This window comes from Rhizobium aethiopicum, assembly GCF_014197535.1.
Taxonomy (GTDB): domain Bacteria; phylum Pseudomonadota; class Alphaproteobacteria; order Rhizobiales; family Rhizobiaceae; genus Rhizobium; species Rhizobium aethiopicum_A.
This window is the reverse complement of sequence record NZ_JACIFV010000002.1, coordinates 247,983-270,816: the sequence shown is the minus strand read 5'-3', so window position 1 is coordinate 270,816 and position 22,834 is coordinate 247,983. Positions and strand designations below refer to the sequence as shown.

Genomic DNA, 22,834 nt, shown 5'->3' with positions numbered 1-22,834 from the left:
AAAATCGAAGACCGGAACCCGCAAGCGCGGGCTCCGGCCTCCTGCTTAACGTCTTACTTCAGCTTGTCTTCAGAGTAGTAACCGCTGTCGACGAGGATCTGCTTGTAGTTGGTCTTGTCGACGGCAACCGGCTTCAGCAGGTAGGACGGAACGACCTTGACGCCGTTGTCGTAGGTCTTGGTGTCGTTGACCTCAGGCTCCTTGCCGGACATGACGGCATCGACCATGGCAACCGTGACCTTGGCGAGTTCGCGGGTGTCCTTGAAGATCGTCGAGTGCTGTTCGCCAGCGATGATCGACTTGACCGACGGGATTTCAGCGTCCTGGCCGGTGACGATCGGCAGCGGCTGAGCAGCCGTACCGTAACCAACGCCCTTCAGCGAGGAGATGATGCCGATCGAGAGACCGTCATAGGGAGACAGAACGGCGTCGACCTTGGCGTCGGTGTAGTTTGCCGAGAGCAGGTTGTCCATGCGGGCCTGGGCCGTTGCCGGATCCCAACGCAGCGTGCCGACCTTGTCCATGCCGGTCTGGCCGGACTTCACGACGAGCTTGCCCGAGTCGATGTAGGGCTGCAGGACGGACATTGCGCCATCATAGAAGAAGAAGGCGTTGTTATCATCCGGCGAACCGCCGAAGAGTTCGATGTTGAACGGGCCCTTGCCATCCTTGAGGCCGAGGCCGTCAACGATGGAGTTTGCCTGCAGAACGCCGACCTGGAAGTTGTCGAAGGTGGCGTAGTAGTCGACGTTGCCCGAATCGCGGATCAGTCGGTCATAAGCGATGACCTTGATGCCGGCGTCGTGTGCCTTCTGCAGAACGTCGGAAAGGGTGGTGCCGTCGATCGAAGCGATGACGAGAACCTTGGCACCCTTGGTGACCATGTTTTCGATCTGCGAAAGCTGGTTCGGAATGTCGTCGTCGCCATACTGCAGGTCAGTGCCGTAACCGGCAGCCTGGAGCTGCTTGACGATGTTGTTGCCGTCGTCGATCCAGCGGGCCGAAGCCTTGGTCGGCATGGCAATGCCGACGGTGCCCTTGTCGGCAGCCATTGCCGGCGCAACGAACGAAGCGACGCCGAAGGCAGCCGCAGCCATCAATGAGATAATGGATTTCATTTCTCTCTCCCTTGTTAATAGAGCAGCGGACGAAAAATCGCCCGCCCCGAAACTGTGGCAGGTTCCGTATTGGATAGTTACTTCAGATGGTGAGAAACGAAGTAGGTCTCCTCCACGATCTCACACGTGTTGAGTGCCAACCAGCACACGGCGGCAAACTGGTATGGATTCCTATAACTGTCAAATAGAATAAGTGGTAATGTGCATAACAATTTTGGTATATCGTTAAAAAGTATTACTTTTGATGGAGCGCAGTGGGGAGGCTGCAACCATGACGATCGTTTCAGAGCCCATTTCGATGGATCACGTCGATATCCACAGCGACAATTTCGGCGACGACAGCTTTCTCCGTTCGGGACTTAAGCTGAATCACCTGCGCATCATCGTCGCAATCGAAGATAGTGGACAGATTTCCGCAGCTGCAGAAGTTCTCAACATCTCGCAGCCCGCCGCATCGCGCATGCTGTCGGAAATGGAGGCGATCACCAAGACCTCGCTCTACGAACGCGTCGCCCGCGGTGTGGTGCTGACGACCTTCGGCGCGGCCCTTGCCAGACGCGCCCGCAAGATCCTGCTGGAGCTGCGCGAGGCGAGCCGCGAGATCGGCGAATTGAAGAGCGGCAAGGGCGGCTCGGTGTTCATCGGCGCAGTGACGGCGCCGGCCATGAGCCTCGTCGTGCCGGCAATCAACAGGGTGCGCAAGGCCTATCCCGGCATCGAGATCAACATCCAGGTGGAGACGAGCAACGTGCTCGCCCGCGAGCTGCTTGCCGCCCGTCACGACTTCATCATCGGCCGCATTCCCGACGACCTCAACCCGCGCCTGTTCGAGGTGAAGGAGATCGGCATCGAACGGGCCTGCCTGATCGTGCGCAACCGCCATCCGCTCCTCAAAAGAAAGAAGACGAGCAGTCTTTCCGACGTCAGGGATTACGACTGGGTGTTCCAGCCGCCGGGCACGCTGCTGCGCCGCACGATAGAAGACATCTTCCTGTCGCGCGGCGTGGCGCTGCCGGAGAACATCGTCAACACCTCCTCGCTGCTGCTCACCTGCGCCATCGTCTGCGAAACCGATGCGATCGCCCCCGTCGCCGTCGACGTCGCCCATTTCCTCGCGAGCCAAGGCGCCAAGGCGTCCGACGTGCGCATGCTGCCGATCGATTTCGACATCAACGTCAAGCCCTACAGCCTGATCACGGCGAGAGAACGGGCGCTGCCGCCGAGCGCCAAGCTGCTCTACGACATCATCCTCGAGGAGAGCCGCAAGCAGGGCGGCTAGAGCGCGACGCCGGTTTCGGGCGACATCATGCTCCATCGATTTAACCGGCAAGCTCTGCGCCATCTTGCCCAGATCTAATGTCTTCGAGAGGAAGGCGCATGCTGTTCGGACAATCGGTATTTCAATCAGTGCTCGAGCGGCTGAAGGCGGAGGAAGATCCGGCCGAAGAGACGCACGCGCCGGCTGCCCACCGCGTATCCGGGCTTGCCACCGGCCTCGCATTCGATATCCTGGAAGGCATCTCGGTCGCCTCGCAGCGGATCGGCGAAGCTTATTTCGACAATCTCGGCAGCGAGCCTGCGGCCGAGGAGGCTCTCCCGCCGCAGCCGGAACCCGTCATGCCGGACCATCTCGCCCGCATCGCTCCGGAAGAGATCGCCGCCGAATTGGCGATCGCTGCCGCCGATACCCAACAGACGCTGAACGAGAAGCGGCGCACCTTTGCCAAGGCCAATCACCCTGATGGCGTCGCAGAGCCTTTCCGCGACAATGCCAACAGGCGCATGATGATCGCCAATCTGCTGATCGACGAGGCGATGCGCCGCCTGCCGCAGAGCTGAAACTTTCTCGAGCGCGGGTAAACACTCCGACGCCACGGAGGAGCCGCCATCCGGCTCGGTCCGCGCACGCTATATGTGCTGTTTTCCTGCAATTCAACCGGTCACGACGGTACTCAGTTCGATTCTTTCGCGCTTCGGTAGCATATAAACCCCCCGCTTTTTGCTATCTGACATAGCGTATTTCGGGACCCCCCTAACCCATGCCTACGTCCTTTTCAGTAAGGCACAGCGCTAACTGGCGAAATTGAATGCGATACAACATGTTGTAGCATCGGGCGGTTTAATGTTTTCAGGAGATCGCCCACATGTCGTCTACGGAAGATCCGAAGCAGCCACGCAACACTGCGCGCAGACATTTTCTAGGAGTGGTTGCGGCCGCCGGCGCTCGTCTCGCCGGCGCGGCGGCCATGGCCACGGCAATTTCAATCTCTCCGGCCAAAGCGATGGGTCGGCGCTGGGGGCGGGGCGGCTCCGGTGGACACGGAGGTTCCGGCGGAAGAGGTGGCCATGGCGGCAGCGGCGCAAATTGCTTCCTGCGCGGAACGGCGATCCTCACCGATTGCGGTGAGAAGCCCGTCGAGGATCTCAGCATCGGCGATCGCGTTGCCCTTCCGGACGGCAGCACCCGTGCGGTCAAGTGGGTCGGCCGCCAAAGCTTCAAGAAGAGCGGCGCACGCTGGCAGAAAGACGTGGTGCCGATCCGGGTTTGCCGCCACGCGCTGGACGGGCACACACCCCATTCGGATCTCTACCTGTCGCCTGGCCATGGGCTGTACCTGAACGGCATTCTGATCCAGGTGAAGGAGCTCGTGAACGGCACGACGATCGCACCGGTCTCTCCCGCGCCCGACGCCTCGATCGACTATTATGCCGTCATGCTCGATGCGCACGAGGTTATCCTAGCCGAAGGTGCTGCGGCCGAGTCCTTCCATCTGAAGAACAGCAATCACGAGAACTTCTGCAACTTTGCAGAGTACCAGCGTCTCTATGGCGGTGAACACAGCATGATGACACCCTTTGCGCCGTTGCTCGGAGGTGGCTGGTCACACTTGAAAGCGCTTCTCCTGCTCGGCGTTTCGCCGTTGGTACCGACAAGCGATCCATTCGGCGATGCCTGCGAAAAGATCGACGCGCAGGCCAGGGAATTGTCGCTCTGACGGGACGGGAATGCGCATAGACCAGGCTCGCTGCACGCGAAGCCGTGCGCCGGTTTTGCGATAATATCGAACAAAGATGTCAAGCGCGGCGCGCATCGGAAAGAGCGCGGCGCGCTTCGATTGTTCGGCTGCGACGAAGCCGATGATGCTCGCCGATCTCTTGATCGGCGAGCCGCCCGCTACTATTCCGCCTGACCGTCTTTCGAAGGCTTTTCGGCTGATGTCTCATCGGCCTCGTCCTCTCCCCCGGCGTCGGGCTGCGCAACCGGCTCGGCCGACTGCGGCTGCGGCTTAAAGGTCCAGAACAGCATATAAAAGGCATAGGCGCCGGCCGCCGCGGAGATCACCGCCCAGAAGGGATCGCCGCCGATAATCTCGACCGCGGCCCAGCCGAAGCAGACGGCAACGATGCCGACACGCACCCAGAGGCGCTGGTATGCCGGATGGTTCGGATCGATCAATTGCATGTCTGTCCCCGCGGTCGCATTTTGTCGCACTGTCCTTTAGTTTGAATCTTGCAAATGTGAAAGAGTCGCGGGCTTGACGCGACGCGCAGATAATGGAATGAAAATTCCAGATTTTTGGCAATTCGGTTTATTTGTTCCGAATTCAAGGGAGATTGAAATGACTGTAAGATTTGGTCTGCTCGGCGCCGGCCGTATCGGCAAGGTTCACGCCAAGGCCGTCAGCGGCGACGCCAATGCGACGCTGGTTGCGGTTGCCGACGCCTTTCCGCAGGCGGCTGAGGCGATCGCTTCGGCCTATGGCTGCGAAGTCCGCACCATCGAGGCGATCGAGGCCGCCAAAGATATCGACGCCGTCGTTATCTGCACGCCGACGGACACTCATGCCGACCTGATCGAGCGCTTCGCCCGCGCCGGCAAGGCGATCTTCTGCGAAAAGCCGATCGATCTCGACGTCGCCCGCGTCAAGGCCTGCATCAAGGTGGTGGAAGAGACCGGCGCCAAGCTGATGGTCGGCTTCAACCGCCGCTTCGACCCGCATTTCATGGCGGTGCGCAAGGTCATCGACGACGGCAAGATCGGCGATGTCGAGATGGTGACGATCACCTCGCGCGATCCCGGCGCCCCGCCGGTCGATTACATCAAGCGTTCGGGCGGCATCTTCCGCGACATGACGATCCACGATTTCGACATGGCCCGCTTCCTGCTCGGCGAAGAGCCGGTCTCGGTGCTGGCGACCGCCGCCGTGCTTGTGGACAAGGCGATCGGTGAAGCCGGCGACTACGACAGCGTCTCGGTGATCCTGCAGACCAAATCCGGCAAGCAGGCCGTCATCTCCAACTCCCGCCGCGCCACCTATGGCTACGATCAGCGCATCGAAGTGCACGGTTCCAAGGGCATGGCAACTGCCGAAAACCAGCGCCCGGTCTCGATCGAGGTAGCGAACGGCGACGGCTACACCCGCCCGCCGCTGCATGATTTCTTCATGACCCGCTACACCGAAGCCTATGCCAACGAGATCGCCGCCTTCATCGCCGCGATCGAAAAGGGTTCGAAGATCGCCCCCTCCGGCGCCGATGGCCTGGCAGCGCTGGCGCTCGCCGACGCCGCCGTGGAGTCGGTCAAGGAAGGCAAGCTGATCAAGATCGGCTGACGGTCCTCTCCCGACCGGAAGTCGTGCATGAGATGGCCGGGCTCTGCCCGGCCGTTTTGCGTTGGATGGCAGAGCGCGATCAAGACCCCTCCCCAACCCCTCCCCACAAGGGGGAGGGGCTAACTTGCCGCACTCCGCTGCTTCCCATTCCACGGTTTCATCCGCAGAAAGGTGGAGGTCTGCCAAGGTGGGCGCCACGTGGTAGCCCCTCCCCCTTGTGGGGAGGGGTTGGGAGAGGTTTTCGCTCGAGCGCGTGCGCTGAGCGCAGCGAAGAGTGATGAATGGCGTGCCGTGCAGCCCCCTCATCCGACCCTTCGGCTGCACCGCAAGCCATCTCAATCCGTCCCCTGCCCCCCCGACAGCACGATGTCCTGATCGATCACCGATAGCGCCCGGTTGAGGTGGCCCTCGAAGACGAGGATGGGTTCGTCGGGGACGACGCGGATTTCGGGCATGCCTTCCATACGCACGATATGCGACTGGCCGAGGCCCTCTTCGATGCCCTGGCGCAGTAGGTCGTAATAGCGGGTGCCGGGGCCTGTGATGGCGATCGGCATGCGTTCGGTGAGGCTCAGCATGCGCGACAGGCCGTTGCCGAGCGCAAGCCCCGCCTGGCGGAAGGCGAAGGCGGAGGTGCGGAGGCCCTGGCGGGCGCGGGCGGCGATCTTGTCGAGTTCGACGACCGGCACGAATTTCGCCGGAATCGTATCGAGCGGCACTTCGAAGGCGCTGCGCAGGATGGCGTAGAAGCCGGCATAGGCCTCGATGCAGCCGCGGGTGCCGCAACGGCAGAGACCGCCACCCGCCATGTGCAGCATGTGGCCGAAATTGGGGGCGGAGATCTCCTGGCCGGTCTGGCCGCCGCGCCGGACGATGCCAAGCCCGATGCTGTGGCCGAGCGAAAGTGCGGCGAGCGAACGGAAATCGGCGCCCTTGGCGATCTCCTCGCGGGCGCCGAGTGCCGCGGCGACGAGCAGCGTCTCGTTATCGAGGATGACCTTGGCCTGCCACTCCGGCCGCAGCGCCGATTCGAAATCGATCTGGTCGCTGCCGAAGATCGGCGACCATAGAAGCACCGGCTCGGTGGAATTGACCAGCCCCTTGGAACTGATCGAGATCAGCAGCACCCTTTCCTGCGAAATCCTCGAGCGATCGAGAATGCGCAAGAGCCCGGCCTGGACCGCGGCGACGAAGCGGGCGGCACCAGACGGATCACGCGAGCGCTCCTCGCTGAAACGGTCGATCAGCTTGCCTGCATAATCCACCAGCGAATATTGCACTGCATCCGAAGAGATGATGACGACGATCAGATAGCCGCAATCGCGCCGCTGGCGCAGAAGCACGCGCGGCCGGCCACGGCCGCTTGCCGCCTGCTGCTCGGACTTTTCGATGATCTGGGCGCGTTCCAGATCGGCGGTGATCGCCGAAATGGTGGCCGAGGAAAGACCGGTGAAATCGGATATTTCGGTATGGGCGAGCGCGCCGTGGCGCCGCAGCACGGACAGCACGAGCACGCTGTTTCTCTGCCGGACCAGCTCCGTGCTCGACTTGGTCAGCATGGATGCCGCCCTCTCCTCCCGCTTTCGTGAGACCATGACGCCGCGCGAAAACCGCTGACGGTTTTCGGCTTCATGCTCTTCATCGCCCTCACCTTCCCCTGCATCTCCGGTCGCTTTTGCGCAAGCCAATTAAGCCGGCGATGCAGAGTTGACAGTTGAAAAAATCTCTGACAGTTAATTTCTCGACTGTCGAGAAAAAAATCTCGACAGCTTTCGCGGTGGCCGGAGGAAGCATGGGCTGGGCCGGTCGCAACTCACTCGGGAGGACAATTTATGAAGTCTATTATGAAACTGATGGCAGGGGCTGCCATTCTCGTTTCCGTGCATACTGCCGCCATGGCTGCCGATCTCGTCGTCGGCGTTTCCTGGTCGAATTTCCAGGAAGAGCGCTGGAAGACCGACGAAGCCGCCATCAAGAAGGCTCTCGAAGCCAAGGGCGCCAAATATATTTCCGCTGATGCGCAGTCCTCGGCCGCCAAGCAGCTGACCGACGTCGAATCGCTGATCTCGCAGGGCGCCAACGCGCTGATCATCCTTGCCCAGGATTCCGACGCAATCGGCCCGGCGATCGAAAAGGCCGCTGCCGAAGGCATCCCGGTCGTCGGTTACGACCGCCTGATCGAAAACCCGGCTGCCTTCTACATCACTTTCGACAACAAGGAAGTCGGCCGCCTGCAGGCCGAGGGCGTGTTCAAGGCGAAGCCGGAAGGCAACTACGTCTTCATCAAGGGCTCGTCCTCCGACCCGAACGCCGACTTCCTGTTCTCGGGCCAGCAGGAAGTGCTGAAGGCTGCGATCGACGCCGGCAAGATCAAGAATGTCGGCGAAGCCTATACCGACGGCTGGCTGCCGGAGAACGCCCAGCGCAACATGGAGCAGTTCCTGACCGCCAACAACAACAAGGTTGACGCTGTCGTCGCCTCCAACGACGGCACGGCCGGCGGCGCGATCGCAGCGCTCGACGCCCAGGGCCTCGCCGGCTCCGTTCCGGTTTCCGGCCAGGACGGCGACAAGGCGGCGCTGAACCGCATCGCGCTCGGCACGCAGACAGTTTCCGTCTGGAAGGACAGCCGCGAACTCGGCAAGCGCGCCGCTGAAATCGCTCTCGACCTCGCCGGCGGCAAGGACATGAGCAAGATCGACGGCGCTCAGGCCTTCAAGGGCGGGCCGAAGGGCGTGGAGATGCAGTCTGTCTTCCTGAAGCCGCTCGCCATCACCAAGGACAACCTCAACGTCGTCATCGACGCCGGCTGGATTTCCAAGGCTGAGGCCTGCCAGGGCGTCAAGGCCGGCACGGTTGCTGCCTGCAAATAAGCCAGCTTTGAACTAGAATAACCGGCGCCGCAGCGGACACCGCTGCGGCGCCGGATGCGGACGGGAATTCCAAGACGAAGTTTTCTCCGCCTCGCCACACCATCGCAGACTTGCATTCCCTGCCGGAAGAGCGTCGCGACGCCACGCGACCGGCTTCCGGAAGCATCGCGATGGTCAGTTGAAGACAGACGAATGATGCCTTTGGTCAAGCTCCAGCACACAGGCGCGCGCGTCCAAACAAGAATGGGGGAACTGCAAAACCCATGGCCGACATGCTAAAATCAACGACAACAAGCGGGCCGCGAACGGCGGAAGCCAATCCGGTGACCCGCTTCTTCCGCGCCACCGAGATCGACACGCGCCTGCTCGGCATGATCGGCGCGCTCGTCATCATCTGGATCGGTTTCCACATCATCACCGGCGGCCTGTTCCTGACCCCGCGCAATCTCTGGAACCTCTCTGTCCAGACGACCGACATCGCGATCATGACGACGGGCATGGTGCTGATCATCGTCACCCGCAACATCGACCTTTCGGTCGGTTCCGTGCTCGGCCTCTGCGGCATGATCATGGGTGTCACGCAGGCAAAGATCCTCCCGGAATATATCGGCTTCGACAGCCCCTTCACTTGGGTGATCACGCTGCTGATCGGCATCATCGCCGGCGGCCTGATCGGCACCTTCCAGGGCATGATCATCGCCTTCCTCAACGTTCCCTCCTTCATCGTGACGCTCGGCGGCCTGCTCGTCTGGCGCGGCGCGACATGGCTCGTCACCAGCGGCCAGACGGTTGCCCCCATGGACCAGACCTTCCGCATCATGGGCGGGGGCGCCGAGGGCTCGATCGGCGCCACCTGGAGTTGGATCGTCGGCATCGCCGCCTGCCTCTTCGTCATCGCCAGCATCATCGGCTCGCGCCATCAGCGCCGCCGCTTCGGCTTTCCGCGCCGGCCGATCTGGGCGGAATATTTCCTGGCGACCTTGAGCTGCGTGCTGATCCTCGGCGCCGTCTCGATCGCCAACAGCTATTACTGGCCTGTCAACATCGCCAAGAAATATGCCGAGACCAACAATATCCCCTGGCCGGAAACCGGTCTCGATATTCCCTACGGCATCGCCGTGCCGGTGCTGATCGCCATCGTCGTCGGCATCATCATGACCTTCATCGCCACCCGCCTGCGCTTCGGCCGCTATGTCTTCGCGATCGGCGGCAACCCGGAGGCCGCAGAGCTTGCCGGCATCAAGACCCGCTGGGTGACGGTGCGCATCTTCGCGCTGATGGGCGTGCTCGCAGCCATTGCGGCGGCGATTTCCACCGCCCGCCTCAACGCCGCGACGAACTCGCAGGGCACGCTCGACGAGCTTTACACCATCGCCGCCGCCGTGATCGGCGGGACGTCGCTGGCAGGCGGCACCGGCACCATCGCCGGCGCCATGCTCGGCGCGCTCGTCATGCAGTCGCTGCAATCGGGCATGGTGCTGGCGCATGTCGACACACCGCTGCAGAGCGTCGTCGTCGGCACCGTCCTTGTCGTGGCAGTCTGGCTCGACACCGTCTACCGCGCCCGTGCCAAGTGAGAGGAGCTCCAGATATGGCTGATCAACGCACTCCCCTCGTGGAACTGAAAAACATCTCGATCTCCTTCGGCGGCATTCACGCCGTGGACAACGCTTCGGTCGATCTCTACCCCGGCGAAGTGGTGGCCCTGCTCGGCCATAACGGCGCCGGCAAATCGACGCTGATCAAGATTCTCTCCGGCGCCTACAAGCGCGATGGCGGCGAGATCCTGATCAATGGCGAGCCGGCCGACATCCGCAATCCGCGCGATGCCAAGAAATACGGCATCGAGACGATCTACCAGACGCTTGCCGTGGCCGACAATGTCGACGCCGCCGCCAACCTCTATCTCGGCCGCGAGCTGAAGACCCGCTGGGGCACGCTCGACGACGTGGCGATGGAAGCCTCGGCCCGCCAGGTGATGGGGCGGTTGAACCCCAACTTCAAGCGCTTCAAGGAGCCGGTGAAGGCGCTTTCGGGCGGCCAGCGGCAATCCGTGGCGATCGCCCGCGCCATTCTCTTCAACGCCCGCATCCTGATCATGGACGAGCCGACGGCGGCCCTCGGCCCCCAGGAGACGGCGCAGGTGGGCGAGCTGATCAAGCAGCTGAAGAAGGAAGGCATCGGCATCTTCCTCATCAGCCACGACATCCACGACGTCTTCGACCTCGCCGACCGCGTCTCGGTGATGAAGAACGGCCAGGTCGTGGGCCACGCCCGCACCGAGGACGTGACCAAGGACGAAGTGCTCGGCATGATCATCCTCGGCAAGGTGCCGCCGAAAGCCATCCCCGGCCCCGGCGCCATGCAGATCTGAGCGCCGGCGCACTGCCCCAGACAACCAAGCTCCGCCGCCCGCAAGGCCGGCGGAGTTTTTTATGTGGCATTTCCCGGGCTGACGGATAAAAACGCCCGCCAAATCGCAAGCATCGGTATTTCCGAGAATTTCGCGATTGAAGCCGGCCGCAAGCTAGGCTAAGAACCACCCATCGGACAGGCGATTCAAACCGCCTCAGGCATGCACCCGTAGCTCAGCTGGATAGAGTGTTGGATTCCGATTCCAAAGGTCACAGGTTCGAATCCTGTCGGGTGCGCCATTTCTCAAAAGTAGAAAGCGTTACCTTCCGGCCGCTGAAAGCGCTCGTTTGGTTCGTCGCTGTTGGCAGGTGGTTGAGGCAAATCGCGCCAACAGGTTTGAGATGCCGCCTTTTTGGAGGAACATCGCGGCGCTTTCGGCAGAGTGCCGCGGACATGCCGCGGTAGTTCCGAGCAGTGTAGGGATTAGACCGACACTGACAGAACAACGTCTATCGGTCGAAGTTTGACAGCCCTATGAACGATCGAATTGAACTCACGGCAATCCCATCGTTGTCACTTAGGGAAGCCCTTCTGAACGCCTTCGTCGAACAAGGGCCTCTATAACTTCCACCTCATATGCCGCACGGTACCTCTGCTGTCAATCAGGTAGCAATTGGTAGTCTCCATTGAGAAAACGCTCGCTATTGGCAAAGGCCTTATACATCGCAGCCTGCCAATCGTTCGGATTTTTGGCCGATAGCTCCTCGCTCTGGTGTTTTAGCCAGCGCTCGATCGCGACAGGCCTCAATTGATCGAGAAGGAACGGGAAGGAGCAGGTAGCTTTCACGCTGCGGAAATGGGTGGCGGCTGCCACTGGCAAGTTCTTGGCGAACTTATAAACATCGAACGTCTTTCTGGCGCGACGGTAAATGCTGTCCGGGCATCCGACCGGTTGTTTCAGGTCAAACTCCACGCGCGGACCGCCCTCAAAAACCAATCGAGCGGTGAGCATCGGATAATCCAGCCAGCTATCGAAAAAGGGATTGAAGAGGCATTCGTCAAGCGTTCTCGGAGTGTGGTCTCGCTTGTCTCGATTGCAGGGTACGCATGTCGGTATCAGGTTCATCGGCACGACAGACAGTTCTGGGGCGGATGACACCGGGAGATAATGATCGAGAGAGCCCGCGATCGAGGCCCCGCAGATCGGGCATGGCCGTTCTTTGCCAGCGTATATAAGTTCGTCGTAGATGGCACGTTGTCCGCCGTCCCTGAGTACGCGTCCATAAAGGTCGCCCAATTCCGAAGGTCGGCAGGCGAAGGGACGACGAGCGCGTTTGAAATACGCGCTGGGATCACCTGCCTTAACCGCCTCTACAAAATCTTGCTCGGCTATGGCGACAGAAGGTGAAGTACGCGTCAACCTCTCGATTAGCGTCGTGTCTGTGGTATGCGGCATGCATGCGTCGAAGACGGCCTTGCCGCTAATTGTCGGTGCTTGGATCGAAAACATTTGGCTACAGCAGATCGTGTTCTTTTGCGGTCAACAGCGCGATGGCGATTGCTTTTCCTTCGCCTCCCAGGTGCCCATCAAGTGCATTGACGACGTCGTCAATCGTCCTGACGTTTTTGCGTCGGACAATTTCGTCGATCGTTGCGTAGTAGCTGCTTTCCCGCATCTCGAGCTCGAATACCCGTTGCGTGAGATAGCCAACGTTTTCCCCAAATGTCTCAATGTCCATGGGACGCGCCCGCAATTCTTCTTGTCGATCAATCAGCCACGCACAATTCTGCGGCACCTCCTGAAGTGCGACTGGCGAATGGGTGGCAATGATCGCCACACCGTTTCTTTGTTTTAGGAGATTCGAAATCGCCCTAATCAAGGACGCCAGCAAAGGAGGGTGGAGGTGACATTCGGGCTCGTCGTACAGGACCAACGTCCGATCCTGAACAAGCTCTACCAGCCTACTGATGCTCAGCAATACGATCTGATGGCCCGTGCTCATCTCGCTGAGGACATCACGGTATCGCTCGACTTCTTCCTCGGTATTTAGATCAGCTAGCTCCGCCAAGGGTAGACGTCGAAACACCGGATCGTGTGATAGAATTTGGAGAGACTGCTCCCAGGCTTCTTTTCGCGAACTGAAAAGGCAAACCTTCAGACAGCTGATCAATTCGTCGATCAGCTCATCACGTGTCTTGAGGCGGTTTTCCTTGATCAGGCGGAGGCCAATGTAATCATAAGGAATGAGCAACTCGCGCTCGAATCCATCCGCGGTCGGGACCTTAAAATTATCGAAGGCGCTGTAGGAAACGGACACGACATTGCCGAAGAGTGAATCCGGCTCTTCACTGTCGAAACGGCCATATTCAGGATGCAGAAAGAGTTCATCGGGCTTTGTACAAGCCGCATGAGCCAAGTTCGCCAGAAGTGTTGTCTTGCCCACGCCGTTGCGGCCGATCAACGCGTGCAAGTTAGTGGCGGGAAGAGAATCGGGATGTACAGATAGACTGAACAACTCCCCGATCTCAGTGGAATAGGCGAACGCATAACTGCTATTGATGTCTGCCCCCTTCAGAATGCTTCTGAAGGACTCGATCTTGCGCATGTCCAGATAGCGCATCAGCGAAACCCTGAACGCCTCGTCGTCTTCGACGCGCTTGTATCGTGCCTCATCAAGCACGATATCTCTCATAGCGTTCAAGATGCGTTTTCCAACCGCATTTGGAAGTTCGCGAATGGTTTCGTAGTACGATTGGCTCTGGCCAAGCGAATAGTGTGCATCCGAAAGCTTCTGGGTGTTCCCTTGTAGCAGAAGGGTTCCCTCCCTCACACCCAGGAAAGCAACCTTCACTTGCCCAAGCGCGTGGGGCTTTCCAGCGCTGTCGACGTATGTCGCATCAAATGTCAGCCTATAAGAATAGTCGTCCCAGCTGTTATGATTCAGGTAGATAGCATCCACCCATTTCTTAAGCTGTTTCTCGTCCTGAACGTAAATGAAAGTCATTAAAATCCCCAGAAAATCGGGCAAGCACTCACCGACTCTGTCGCAACTCTAGGTGCACCATCGGGTTGCCCGTGTCACGCGCTTTTTTAAGGCCAAATGCCTCTGCCGAACCGGAGCGAGCGGATAAGAGCTGAAGACGTCCATGACACCCAATCGTACGCTTGCGAACAGCTGCAAGATCGCTGACTGTACAACCGGGGTTCGGAGGTAAACTGCTGCTATGATGACAAAAATAAACCACAACAGGCCTACGTTTCGCCTTCTCGATAACTATCGACGCGAGCTGAAGTCCCAGCAGCGGGAATACTCGATCCCTGACGATACTCCTCGCAACTCAGTGGGCCACGCTAGGATGCCTAGCGTTAGCCAAACAGCTCAGGCCAAGATTATAGGCATGTTTGATCAGGCCGGTGCCTATTTTCGTGCCTTTTCAAACTATCTTGAATCGATTTCACCGCAGGCGAGCAAATCGCTTACCAAGAAGAGAGCTTCACTAAAAGAGAAGCTGGAAGAATCGAAGCTTGTCCTCACCGACTCCTGCGTGCAGATAGTACTGGAAGCAATGCGCGAGAAAATGGATGGAAAAGCAGGCCTCATTAATTGGCTTGAATGGCTACAAAACGAGGCTCAGCGTACAAACGACTACGGTCTGTACGATATCTTCGAGATCGGTGTGAAGCCTGCCTTTGAGAAGGTCGACGCACTTATCACGTGATGCCTTCGTCCGAACGATTCCACCCACCCCAGAGCTGGGTCGTGCGCGGGCAACTTTTCCGTCCGCTCCTAAGCGACGCTCCGCGCGCGCCCTCCTCAGCAGGGCTGAGCGCCCTTACTGGCACGTCAGCAATTAATCCTGCCTGGTGCGAAGATGACCGCAGTTGCGTCGCGCCTTCTGATTGCCCAATTGAAGAGAATTCCGGAATGCCGATTTACAACAGCCCCTAAAATAAAGATTGAAATCGGCCCCGCCCGCAAATCTTTTATCGGGCCGTACTGTTCTCCCTCCAGGATCTCTGTGTTAGGCAGCCCCAAAAGCGCCAATCTTGCGCGCGACCAAATCACGCTCTCTATATGAAGGCCGCTAACATTGAAGGTTTACCGACCAGAGATTGATGGCCTAAGGGCCATATCGGTGATCGCGGTTATTCTTTATCACGCCGAGTTCACGGTTGCCGGCCACACGCTGCTTTCTGGTGGATACATCGGCGTCGATGTATTTTTTGTGATCAGCGGCTTCCTGATTTCCCAGATTTTGCTGACGGAAATCGAAGCGACGGGGCGTATCGATTTCCTGAAATTCTATGCCCGGCGTGCCCGACGAATTCTGCCTGCGTTGTTCGCAGTCATTTTCGCGACGATGCCCTTCGCCTATTATTTTCTTTTGCCGTTGGAACTCACGGACTACGCCAACTCCGTAGGTTCTTCGCTCCTGTTTGGATCGAATATCTACTTTTATTTCACTGCGGCCCAGTACGGGGAGCCCAATACCCTTCTCAAGCCTTTTCTGCATACCTGGTCGTTGAGCGTCGAAGAGCAATTTTATATCGCCTTTCCCCTCTTATTGCTGCTCGTGCGCCGATACCTGAAATCGAGGTTTTTGCCATGCGTGTTGCTCATGGCAGCCCTCAGCTTTGTATTCTGTTTCGTCACGGTACGGCACGATCCGCAGCAGGCCTTCTATTCGCCGCTCACCCGGGCCTGGGAATTGCTGGCCGGAACACTGCTCGCCTATTACGAGCTGAGGCGTGGACGGCCTCGCCCCCAGCCGTTGCTCGCGGCGGCCGGGCTTGTCCTCGTTGTTGGTTCACTCATCTTGTTTGGAAAGGATACGGTTCATCCTGGCCGGGTCACTGTGATCCCCGTCATCGGGACCTGTCTGGTGCTCGCATTTGCCAGCCGCGAGAACGCAGTCGGGCGCCTGCTGGCTTCTCGGCCTGCGGTGCTCACCGGATTGGTGTCCTACTCTTTATATTTGTGGCACTATCCGGTCTTCGCCTTCTGGCGGCTGACAAGCTTGGATTTCGGCAATGGCGACAAGCTTCTCGCCATCGCGGTGACGGTCCTGGTCTCAGTCGTCAGCTTTGTCGTCATCGAAAAGCCGCTGCGCCACACCAGGAGAAGCCGCGCTCTCTGGACCACCCTGAGCTCATTCGTTATCACCATCGCGGCTGCTGTCCTGTCAGCAATCGCGATGGCCGGTTTTCCTCACAGGCTGGATGACGTCTATCCACCTCTCGCGCAGGCGAACGAGGCGCGGCTCGAAAGCACTTTTCTGAGCTTGAACGACAACATTCAAGCTGAGAAGCCCATTATCTTCATCATCGGGGACTCGCACGCCCGAAACTGGTCGATTGCGCTGAAAAATTACGTCGATACCGACCGGTATCAAGTCGTGGCCCTCAGCTATTTGAACTGCATGGTGGAGATTAAGAACGATATTGTTAAGGCCCCGTCTCGCGCCAGCATCTACGACAAATACTGCATTCCCTTTGAAAAATATATCAACGACAAATCATTGCTCAGCCGAACCAAAGCGATCTTCCTCACGAGCCTTCGGCCTTTCGAATACACCGTCAACCCCTTCAGGTTCGAGCTTATTTCATGGATGAAAAGCCACTCGGATAATGCGCGCGTTTTCGTGTTCGGAAATTATTTCCAGCTCGACGAATTGCACTCGTGCCTGGGGCTGATGTTTCAGAGAAAATCCGATGCCTCTATTTGCCTGCGGGAAGCCAGCTATCCGCCGGCCAACCAGCCTTTAGAGCAACTGCCATTTTTCCCATCCGGTCTTCCGTTCACCTACGTCGATATCGTCAAGCTTCACTGCGATTACGACAAGGAGAAGTGCCTGACCAGCAGCAAGGGTGTTCCGTTCATCATAGACTGGAACCATATGACGGCAGAATTTCTGACGACCTTGATTGGTGACATTCTGGAAAAGAGAACCGCTGACCTAAAGAGCGACGGTCTCCTCGATTTCCTGGTACCGCCGCACGCCGGGCAATCCGAACGAACGGCGAGTTCTCAGCCGAGCGCTGCTGCGACGTTATCCGCTTCTCCATCGAATTAAGCGGTGAGACGCCGGCAACGACGGTTTCCATCGTCTCAATGCGTTGTTCTCATCGCGCATGAATTGGAAGCAGACGATGAGCGCCTTCCACTCCCCATTTCAACAGCAGAGGTCGCTGAAGTCGCTCGAGCGGCGTACATTCGGGTGACCTTCGATCCGATAGTGGCCCGTTCCATTCCCGGTTTTAGAGCCGCAGCGGCATCGGGCGCCACCGGCCGAATGCTCCGACGGTTGTTTATTAGCCACCACTGAAACATGCGTCAAACTCGTGTATGATGTCTGGGGAGAATTCATGTCGGGGGACTGAGACATGGAGCGCAGATTATCTGCAATTCTAGCCGCCGACGTGGTCGGATACTCCGCGCTTATGGAACAAGACGAAGCTGGCACATTTGACCGTCTTCGAGCACGCCGCACCGAGCTTTTTGAACCCGAGATTGCGCGGCATCATGGGCGCATCTTCAAGCTCATGGGCGACGGCCTCCTCGCGGAATTCGGCAGCGTGGTCGACGCCGTCGAATGTGCCGTATCTCTGCAGCGCGGAATGACCGAGCGCAACGCCTCTGTTCCTGAGGAGGAAAGGTTCAACGTCCGCATTGGTATCAACATCGGCGAAGTGATCGTGGACGGCGACGACCGCTATGGCGAAGGCGTAAACGTCGCGGCCAGGCTGGAGCAACTCGCGCCACCGGCCGGGATCTGCGTTTCCGGCAAGGTGGCAAAGGAGGTCGAGAACAAACTTGCATTTACCTTCGATTCCGTTGGGCGGCAGAAGGTCAAGAACATCGAAGAGCTTGTCGATGTCTACCAAGTGCGCATCGACGCCGCGCCACGCCGACGCATTCGACACAAGCGCAGGATCGGCCAACGATGGTGGGCCATTGGGGCCGCGGCAACCATCGTCGCCTTGGTGGCCGTATGGATGGTGTTACAGAATCCGCTGACCATGATCTCTCCTGCGGGCCCTCGTACGATTCCTTCTGTCGCCGTATTGCCCTTCGCTGATCTCAGTGCCGACAAGAGCCTGGGCTACATGGGAGAAGGGCTGGCGAACGACGTCATCGCGATCCTCTCGCGCTTTTCTGACATTGCGGTCGTCTCGCGAACTTCGTCGTTTGCCTACGAGGGCAAGCAAGGCGACATCCGCCAGATCGGCAAGGAGCTGGGCGTCGGCTATGTCGTCGAGGGCAGCGTGCGCAAGGAAGGCGATAGAGTGCGCATCGTTGCACAGCTTATCAACACCAAAACGGGTGATCATGTCTGGGCGGACCGCTTCGACAAGGCCGGCACCGACCCATGGGCGCTTCAAGATGAGCTGACCGGCAAGATCGTGGGGGCGATGACGGGCGAATTCGGAGCCATTCGCAAAGCGGATTACAGTCAGGCCTGGGGCAAGGACAGCACCAATCTGGCTGAATACGACTACTACTTGCGCGCGGAAAGCCAGTTGAACCTTTACACCAAGGAAGGTCTCGAGCGATCCGGTGAGATCTCGCGACAGGGGCTGCAAGTGTTCCCCGGCTCGCCCCTTCTGACTGTGGAATTGGGGTGGTCTCATTGGTTGAAAGTGGCGCTGCTTCACAGCCCTGACCCGCAGGCTGATCTGCAGGAGGCGGACCGACTGGTCAAGCAGGTCCTCGCAGACAAGAATCTAAGCCCGCAAGTGGCGAGGCTGGCAAACTGGCTCAACGCTTGGCTCCTCACGCTCAAGCGGGACCATGACGGGGCTGTTGCGGCAATGAACAAAGCCATCGCCGCGGCACCCTATAATGCTTTCACCCTCACGGATGGCGGAAGTATTTTCCTGCAGGCGGGTCAACCCGAAAAGGGGCTGGAGCTGACCGACGCTGCAGCCGCGCGTGATCCTGGGCTGTCTTGGTTTTTCAACTATGTGCGCGGTTTTATCTATATCGTGCTTGGCAGAAACGAAGATGCAGTTGAGGCGTTGAAGGCCACGGAATTCGCCGACGCACCATTGCAACTAGCCATCGCCTATATGAGGCTGGGACGCGAGGCAGACGCCCGATCTGCCGTCGAGAAGATGCTCAAGTCAGCTCCGACTGCGACCATCCAGTCGTGGCGGCAGACCTGGAACTTCCGAGATCCTTCTATTATGGATCAGGCCGCGGCAGACCTTGCGCGCGCCGGCCTTCCGCCGCAATAGGCTGTCGATGGTATTCAGCCTTCGTGGCGGTTCGTCCCGTTGTCTGCCCATGGGCAGGTTTGGCAGAGTCCGGGGGAACTTTTGCGTGCCTTCTTCAATTTAGGAAATACTTGTTCGGAGATGTGCGCCATGAATGTGAGCGACGAAAGAACTGTCTCCTTGTGGGCCTCGCTCAGGGTTATGCCCGACGCCACTCCACTCACTGGGAATGATGAGGCCGATGCCGTTGTCATCGGCTCCGGAATTGCCGGCCTGTCGGTAGCCTACGAACTCGCCCTTGCAGGGCAGAAGGTTGATGTCATCGATCGCGGCCAGATAGGCAGCGGCATGACGGCCCGCACGACGGCGCATCTGTCATCCATATGTGACGACTATTTTTCCAAGTTGATTGATCTTCGAGGGCGCGTTCTGGCTCGGCAGTTTCATGAGAGCCAATCGGCGGCGATCGACCGTATCGAAGCGATCCAAGCGACCGAAGGTTTGGACTGTGATTTCAGACGTGTCGACGGGTTCCTGTTTCCATCGTTCGAAGGTGAGGAAGCCGATCTCAAACGCGAATTCGACGCCGCACTGCGAATCGGCGCCGCGGTCGAAAAAGTCACGGGCCTGCCATTTGCGGGATGCGCTGCGACACCCGCGCTTCGTTATATCAATCAGGCGACATTCCATCCGCTCAAATATCTCCGTGGGCTGACGGCGGGCATTCGCGCTCGCGGTGGCAAACTCTTCTGCGACTCGGTGGTCGAGCAGGTCGAGGAGACCGAAGGCGGTGTCCGTGTGTCGACGGGTTCCGGCTTCAGCATCACCGGCAAATGGGCCGTGGTCGCCACCAATTCGCCAATCAATGACCGTGTCGCCATTCACACCAAACAAGCGCCGTATCGGACCTACGCGATGGCTTTCGAGATCGAACGCGGGGCGATCGCAGATGGGCTCTATTGGGACATGGAAGATCCCTATCATTACGTGCGTCTGCAACCCGGTGACGGCGCGACGGACTTTCTCATCGTGGGCGGTGAAGACCACAAAACCGGCGCCGTCGACGATGCCGGAGAGCGCTTTGCCGCCTTGACGGCCTGGATCAGGCGTCTGCTGCCGGATATTGGCGCCGAGACCCATCGCTGGTCGGGCCAGGTCATGGAGACGATCGACTACGCCGCCTTCATCGGCCGTAATCCCGGCAATCAACGCGTGTTCGTCGTCACCGGCGATTCCGGTGAAGGCATGACCCATGGGGTGGTCGCTTCCCTGTTGATCCGCGATCTCATTCTCAACGGCGACAGCCCGTGGCGGGAACTTTACGAGCCCTCGCGCAAGACGCCCCGGGCGATCGGCGATTACCTGATGGAGAATGCGACGGCGATCAAGAATTTCGCAGAGTATGTCGCGCCTGGCGAACTCGATTCCGTCGATAAGTTGCAGCCCGGTGAAGGCGCCATTGTCCGGGAGGGGCTCACCAAGATCGCCGCCTTCCGAACTGAGGCTGGAGTGCTCTACAAACAATCGGCATCTTGCACCCACATAGGCTGCCACGTGCACTGGAATTCCCTTGAGCGCTGCTGGGATTGTCCTTGCCATGGCTCACATTTCGCCGTCGACGGCACCGCTTTGAATGGCCCGGCTGTCTCGCCGCTGGCCGGCATTTGATAGTCCCTTCTGTTGCTCGTGAGGTCCCGCAGGCGGGTAAGATAATCAGACGGCGACGGCCAGCCTGAGCGGAAGGTCATGCGCTGAATTGTTCTTCACGCATACGGGCGAGAAGGGCGCGACGGAAGGTTCGATCCAAACCGCCTCGCCCAGATCAAGCTTAAAGTGGTGCGCACATTCACGAGCTTGACGCTTTGGGCGGCCCACATCTTCAATTCGCCAAACCTCCACATGCGCTCGTTAGCATTTTGTTGACCATAAGCTGGCTTTACTGGGCCTGATGGATGCGGAGGTTTCCGCCCGTCGTCGAATGTTTGGTGTGGGACGGGATTGTTCGTGTTGGAGTATTCACAGGGTTTGTCGGGCGGAGCCTTGGGCGGAATTGCCGCGCTCCTGTCGCGTGCTAAACGCTTCGCAGCGCAGACCATTCTGCCGGCTCTGTTTGCGCTGCCGGCACTTGTCGGTTCTGCATCCCTCGCCTCGGCGGAAGATCGGGCGCTGAAGCTGTTCTTTACCCATACGGGCGAAAGGGCGACGATTACCTACAAGCGGGATGGAAAGTTCGATTCCAGAGGCCTTGCCCAGATCAACCGGTTTCTGCGCGACTGGCGAAGGAATGAGCCGACCCGGATGGATCTGCGGCTGCTCGACCTGGTCTGGGAGGTGTATAAGAAGAGCGGCGGCAAGGATTATATCCACGTCGTCTCCGCCTATCGTTCCCCCGCCACCAACAACATGCTGCGCAACCGTTCGCGCAGCACCGGAGTCGCCAAGAAGAGCCAGCACATGCTGGGCAAGGCGATGGATTTCTACGTTCCCGGCGTCAAGCTTGCGACGCTGCGTGCCATTGCCATGCAGATGCAGGTCGGCGGTGTCGGATATTATCCGACCTCGGGATCGCCCTTCGTGCATCTGGACGTCGGCAATGTCCGGGCCTGGCCCCGCATGTCCCGGCAGGAACTCGCGCGCATATTCCCGAATGGGAAGACGATGCATCTTCCGGCCGATGGCCGGCCGCTGCCGGGATATAACCAGGCGGTTGCGAACTACAGGAAACGCGTCAGCTCCACCTCGATCGAGATCGCCGGCACCGCGGGAGGAGACGAAGACGTGGCAGTGTCGAACACGCCGAGCGGCGGCACCACAGACAGCAAGCTGGTGACGGCGCTGCTGCCGGCGCCGAAAAGCCGGGCCTTGAATGCGCTGGCGCAACAGACCGGCGCGGTCGAGCGGGATGACAAAGGCTCCGCTCCCGATCTTTCATCTCTCCCGATTCCGATACCGGTGATGCGCCCATCAGCCGTTGCGCAGGAGGCGGGCGCGGACGACAGGCTGGAGACTGCCTCGATCGGCCCGATTACAGCCCTTCCGGAGAGACGGCCGCCCGCATTGCCGGTTCACGCACGCTTCCATCCCGTCATTGCCGCACCGCAGACCTCCAGGCAGGGCGCCGACATGATCGCCTCCCTGCCAATGACCGCGTCCTGGGAAGAAGCAGATTTCCTTGGATCGACGTCCGAAGCGGCGCTGATGCAATGGGCGCTGCATTCTCCCGGCGCGGCGATCGGCTTGAGCGCGCCTCGCCTTTCTCCCCGCACGGTTCATCGCGAGGCGAATGTCGCGGCTTCAGACGAGAATCCCGTTCCGGTCGCCGCCACAGGTCCGTTCGACGCCAGCCGGTTTTCGTCGCTCCCGGAGGGTTGAGCACAGGAAAACGACAGGTGCATAGGGGCCAGAAGGCGTTTCTAAGCTTGCGTGAGAGAATTGCTCAGGTGCTGTGGGGACACTTGCGGAGAGCCAATTGCGACACGGCAGAAACAGAGATGCTCTTCTCTCCGTTCGCGATCAGATCAATAGAGCGATCAAAATACATCAACGCAAGATTTTAAATATATCATCACTCGCCTAACGCTTCTGAGCCGTATTAGCGAGATCATAAGTCGCCGGAACTTCTTCAAAACCGGTGCGCTAGCAGTGCAGATGTGATCG

Annotated in this window: 17 protein-coding genes and 1 tRNA gene; 13 read left to right on the top strand and 5 right to left on the bottom strand. The window is 59.3% G+C overall.

Features of this window, described 5'->3' with window-relative positions; translation table 11 throughout:
• Positions 1–53 precede the first annotated feature (53 nt).
• The gene (gene chvE, locus GGD53_RS04410; protein ID WP_184453931.1) at positions 54–1,118 is read right to left on the bottom strand and encodes a multiple monosaccharide ABC transporter substrate-binding protein; all 1,065 of its coding nucleotides are present in this window, start codon (positions 1,116–1,118) and stop codon (positions 54–56) included.
• A gap of 271 nt (positions 1,119–1,389) precedes the next feature.
• Between chvE and GGD53_RS04405 the strand changes: the two genes are divergently transcribed.
• From GGD53_RS04405 to GGD53_RS04395, 3 genes are all read left to right on the top strand, one after another.
• Positions 1,390–2,397 (top strand): LysR family transcriptional regulator, encoded by a 1,008-nt coding sequence (locus tag GGD53_RS04405; protein ID WP_184453929.1) that lies wholly within the window; start codon positions 1,390–1,392, stop codon positions 2,395–2,397.
• Positions 2,398–2,495: 98 nt separating this feature from the next.
• Entirely contained in the window at positions 2,496–2,957 is a 462-nt protein-coding gene (locus tag GGD53_RS04400; RefSeq protein ID WP_184453927.1) for a hypothetical protein, read from the top strand.
• A 305-nt stretch (positions 2,958–3,262) separates the two neighbouring features.
• Positions 3,263–4,114, top strand: coding sequence for a Hint domain-containing protein (locus GGD53_RS04395; protein ID WP_184453925.1), 852 nt, complete (start codon positions 3,263–3,265; stop codon positions 4,112–4,114).
• Between the two features lie 182 nt (positions 4,115–4,296).
• On the opposite strand, the gene GGD53_RS04390 is transcribed toward GGD53_RS04395, so the two are convergent.
• Entirely contained in the window at positions 4,297–4,581 is a 285-nt protein-coding gene (locus GGD53_RS04390) for a hypothetical protein (RefSeq protein WP_184453924.1), read from the bottom strand.
• A 157-nt stretch (positions 4,582–4,738) separates the two neighbouring features.
• Between GGD53_RS04390 and iolG the strand changes: the two genes are divergently transcribed.
• Positions 4,739–5,731, top strand: coding sequence for an inositol 2-dehydrogenase (gene iolG, locus GGD53_RS04385; protein ID WP_184453922.1), 993 nt, complete (start codon positions 4,739–4,741; stop codon positions 5,729–5,731).
• Positions 5,732–6,066: 335 nt separating this feature from the next.
• Here the strand turns inward: iolG and GGD53_RS04380 are convergent, their stop codons facing one another.
• A complete protein-coding gene (locus GGD53_RS04380; RefSeq protein ID WP_184453920.1) occupies positions 6,067–7,290 on the bottom strand; it encodes an ROK family transcriptional regulator in 1,224 nt (407 codons plus the stop codon).
• A 273-nt stretch (positions 7,291–7,563) separates the two neighbouring features.
• Here GGD53_RS04380 and xylF point away from each other — a divergent pair, with 273 nt between their 5' ends.
• The 4 genes from xylF (at position 7,564) to GGD53_RS04360 (ending at position 11,258) form a co-directional block, all read left to right on the top strand.
• The gene (gene xylF / locus GGD53_RS04375; protein WP_085860222.1) at positions 7,564–8,604 is read left to right on the top strand and encodes a D-xylose ABC transporter substrate-binding protein; all 1,041 of its coding nucleotides are present in this window, start codon (positions 7,564–7,566) and stop codon (positions 8,602–8,604) included.
• 263 nt (positions 8,605–8,867) lie between these two features.
• Positions 8,868–10,181, top strand: a complete 1,314-nt coding sequence (locus GGD53_RS04370) for a sugar ABC transporter permease (protein WP_184453918.1) — start codon at positions 8,868–8,870, stop codon at positions 10,179–10,181.
• A 14-nt stretch (positions 10,182–10,195) separates the two neighbouring features.
• The gene (locus GGD53_RS04365) at positions 10,196–10,978 is read left to right on the top strand and encodes an ATP-binding cassette domain-containing protein (protein WP_003581354.1); all 783 of its coding nucleotides are present in this window, start codon (positions 10,196–10,198) and stop codon (positions 10,976–10,978) included.
• A 203-nt stretch (positions 10,979–11,181) separates the two neighbouring features.
• Positions 11,182–11,258, top strand: a tRNA-Arg gene (locus GGD53_RS04360).
• 359 nt (positions 11,259–11,617) lie between these two features.
• Here the strand turns inward: GGD53_RS04360 and GGD53_RS04355 are convergent.
• Together GGD53_RS04355 and GGD53_RS04350 are read right to left on the bottom strand one after the other, a co-directional pair.
• On the bottom strand, positions 11,618–12,469 hold the full coding sequence (locus GGD53_RS04355; protein WP_184453916.1) for an HNH endonuclease: 852 nt from the start codon (positions 12,467–12,469) through the stop codon (positions 11,618–11,620).
• Between the two features lie 4 nt (positions 12,470–12,473).
• Positions 12,474–13,964 (bottom strand): AAA family ATPase, encoded by a 1,491-nt coding sequence (locus GGD53_RS04350; RefSeq protein WP_184453914.1) that lies wholly within the window; start codon positions 13,962–13,964, stop codon positions 12,474–12,476.
• A 394-nt stretch (positions 13,965–14,358) separates the two neighbouring features.
• On the opposite strand from GGD53_RS04350, the gene GGD53_RS04345 reads away from it, so the two are divergent.
• From GGD53_RS04345 to GGD53_RS04325, 5 genes are all read left to right on the top strand, one after another.
• The gene (locus tag GGD53_RS04345; protein ID WP_184453912.1) at positions 14,359–14,679 is read left to right on the top strand and encodes a hypothetical protein; all 321 of its coding nucleotides are present in this window, start codon (positions 14,359–14,361) and stop codon (positions 14,677–14,679) included.
• 372 nt (positions 14,680–15,051) lie between these two features.
• Positions 15,052–17,034: an acyltransferase family protein gene (locus tag GGD53_RS04340; protein WP_184453910.1), complete on the top strand. Its 1,983-nt coding sequence runs from the start codon at positions 15,052–15,054 to the stop codon at positions 17,032–17,034.
• Positions 17,035–17,344: 310 nt separating this feature from the next.
• Positions 17,345–19,198: an adenylate/guanylate cyclase domain-containing protein gene (locus tag GGD53_RS04335; RefSeq protein WP_184453908.1), complete on the top strand. Its 1,854-nt coding sequence runs from the start codon at positions 17,345–17,347 to the stop codon at positions 19,196–19,198.
• Between the two features lie 129 nt (positions 19,199–19,327).
• Complete coding sequence (locus GGD53_RS04330) at positions 19,328–20,845, top strand: FAD-dependent oxidoreductase (protein ID WP_184453906.1); 1,518 nt, start codon at positions 19,328–19,330, stop codon at positions 20,843–20,845.
• Positions 20,846–21,181: 336 nt separating this feature from the next.
• Positions 21,182–22,549: a DUF882 domain-containing protein gene (locus tag GGD53_RS04325; RefSeq protein WP_184453904.1), complete on the top strand. Its 1,368-nt coding sequence runs from the start codon at positions 21,182–21,184 to the stop codon at positions 22,547–22,549.
• Positions 22,550–22,834 lie beyond the last annotated feature (285 nt).

What these genes read in the sequence shown, in the direction of transcription:
- GGD53_RS04355 (WP_184453916.1), bottom strand. Translation starts at nt 12,469, where the DNA reads ATGTTTTCGATCCAAGCACCGACAATTAGCGGCAAGGCCGTCTTCGAC.
- GGD53_RS04335 (WP_184453908.1), top strand. Translation starts at nt 17,345, where the DNA reads ATGGAGCGCAGATTATCTGCAATTCTAGCCGCCGACGTGGTCGGATAC.
- GGD53_RS04390 (WP_184453924.1), bottom strand. Translation starts at nt 4,581, where the DNA reads ATGCAATTGATCGATCCGAACCATCCGGCATACCAGCGCCTCTGGGTG.
- GGD53_RS04380 (WP_184453920.1), bottom strand. Translation starts at nt 7,290, where the DNA reads ATGCTGACCAAGTCGAGCACGGAGCTGGTCCGGCAGAGAAACAGCGTG.
- GGD53_RS04405 (WP_184453929.1), top strand. Translation starts at nt 1,390, where the DNA reads ATGACGATCGTTTCAGAGCCCATTTCGATGGATCACGTCGATATCCAC.
- GGD53_RS04365 (WP_003581354.1), top strand. Translation starts at nt 10,196, where the DNA reads ATGGCTGATCAACGCACTCCCCTCGTGGAACTGAAAAACATCTCGATC.
- GGD53_RS04370 (WP_184453918.1), top strand. Translation starts at nt 8,868, where the DNA reads ATGGCCGACATGCTAAAATCAACGACAACAAGCGGGCCGCGAACGGCG.
- GGD53_RS04330 (WP_184453906.1), top strand. Translation starts at nt 19,328, where the DNA reads ATGAATGTGAGCGACGAAAGAACTGTCTCCTTGTGGGCCTCGCTCAGG.
- chvE (WP_184453931.1), bottom strand. Translation starts at nt 1,118, where the DNA reads ATGAAATCCATTATCTCATTGATGGCTGCGGCTGCCTTCGGCGTCGCT.
- GGD53_RS04350 (WP_184453914.1), bottom strand. Translation starts at nt 13,964, where the DNA reads ATGACTTTCATTTACGTTCAGGACGAGAAACAGCTTAAGAAATGGGTG.
- GGD53_RS04395 (WP_184453925.1), top strand. Translation starts at nt 3,263, where the DNA reads ATGTCGTCTACGGAAGATCCGAAGCAGCCACGCAACACTGCGCGCAGA.
- GGD53_RS04345 (WP_184453912.1), top strand. Translation starts at nt 14,359, where the DNA reads ATGTTTGATCAGGCCGGTGCCTATTTTCGTGCCTTTTCAAACTATCTT.
- iolG (WP_184453922.1), top strand. Translation starts at nt 4,739, where the DNA reads ATGACTGTAAGATTTGGTCTGCTCGGCGCCGGCCGTATCGGCAAGGTT.
- GGD53_RS04400 (WP_184453927.1), top strand. Translation starts at nt 2,496, where the DNA reads ATGCTGTTCGGACAATCGGTATTTCAATCAGTGCTCGAGCGGCTGAAG.
- xylF (WP_085860222.1), top strand. Translation starts at nt 7,564, where the DNA reads ATGAAGTCTATTATGAAACTGATGGCAGGGGCTGCCATTCTCGTTTCC.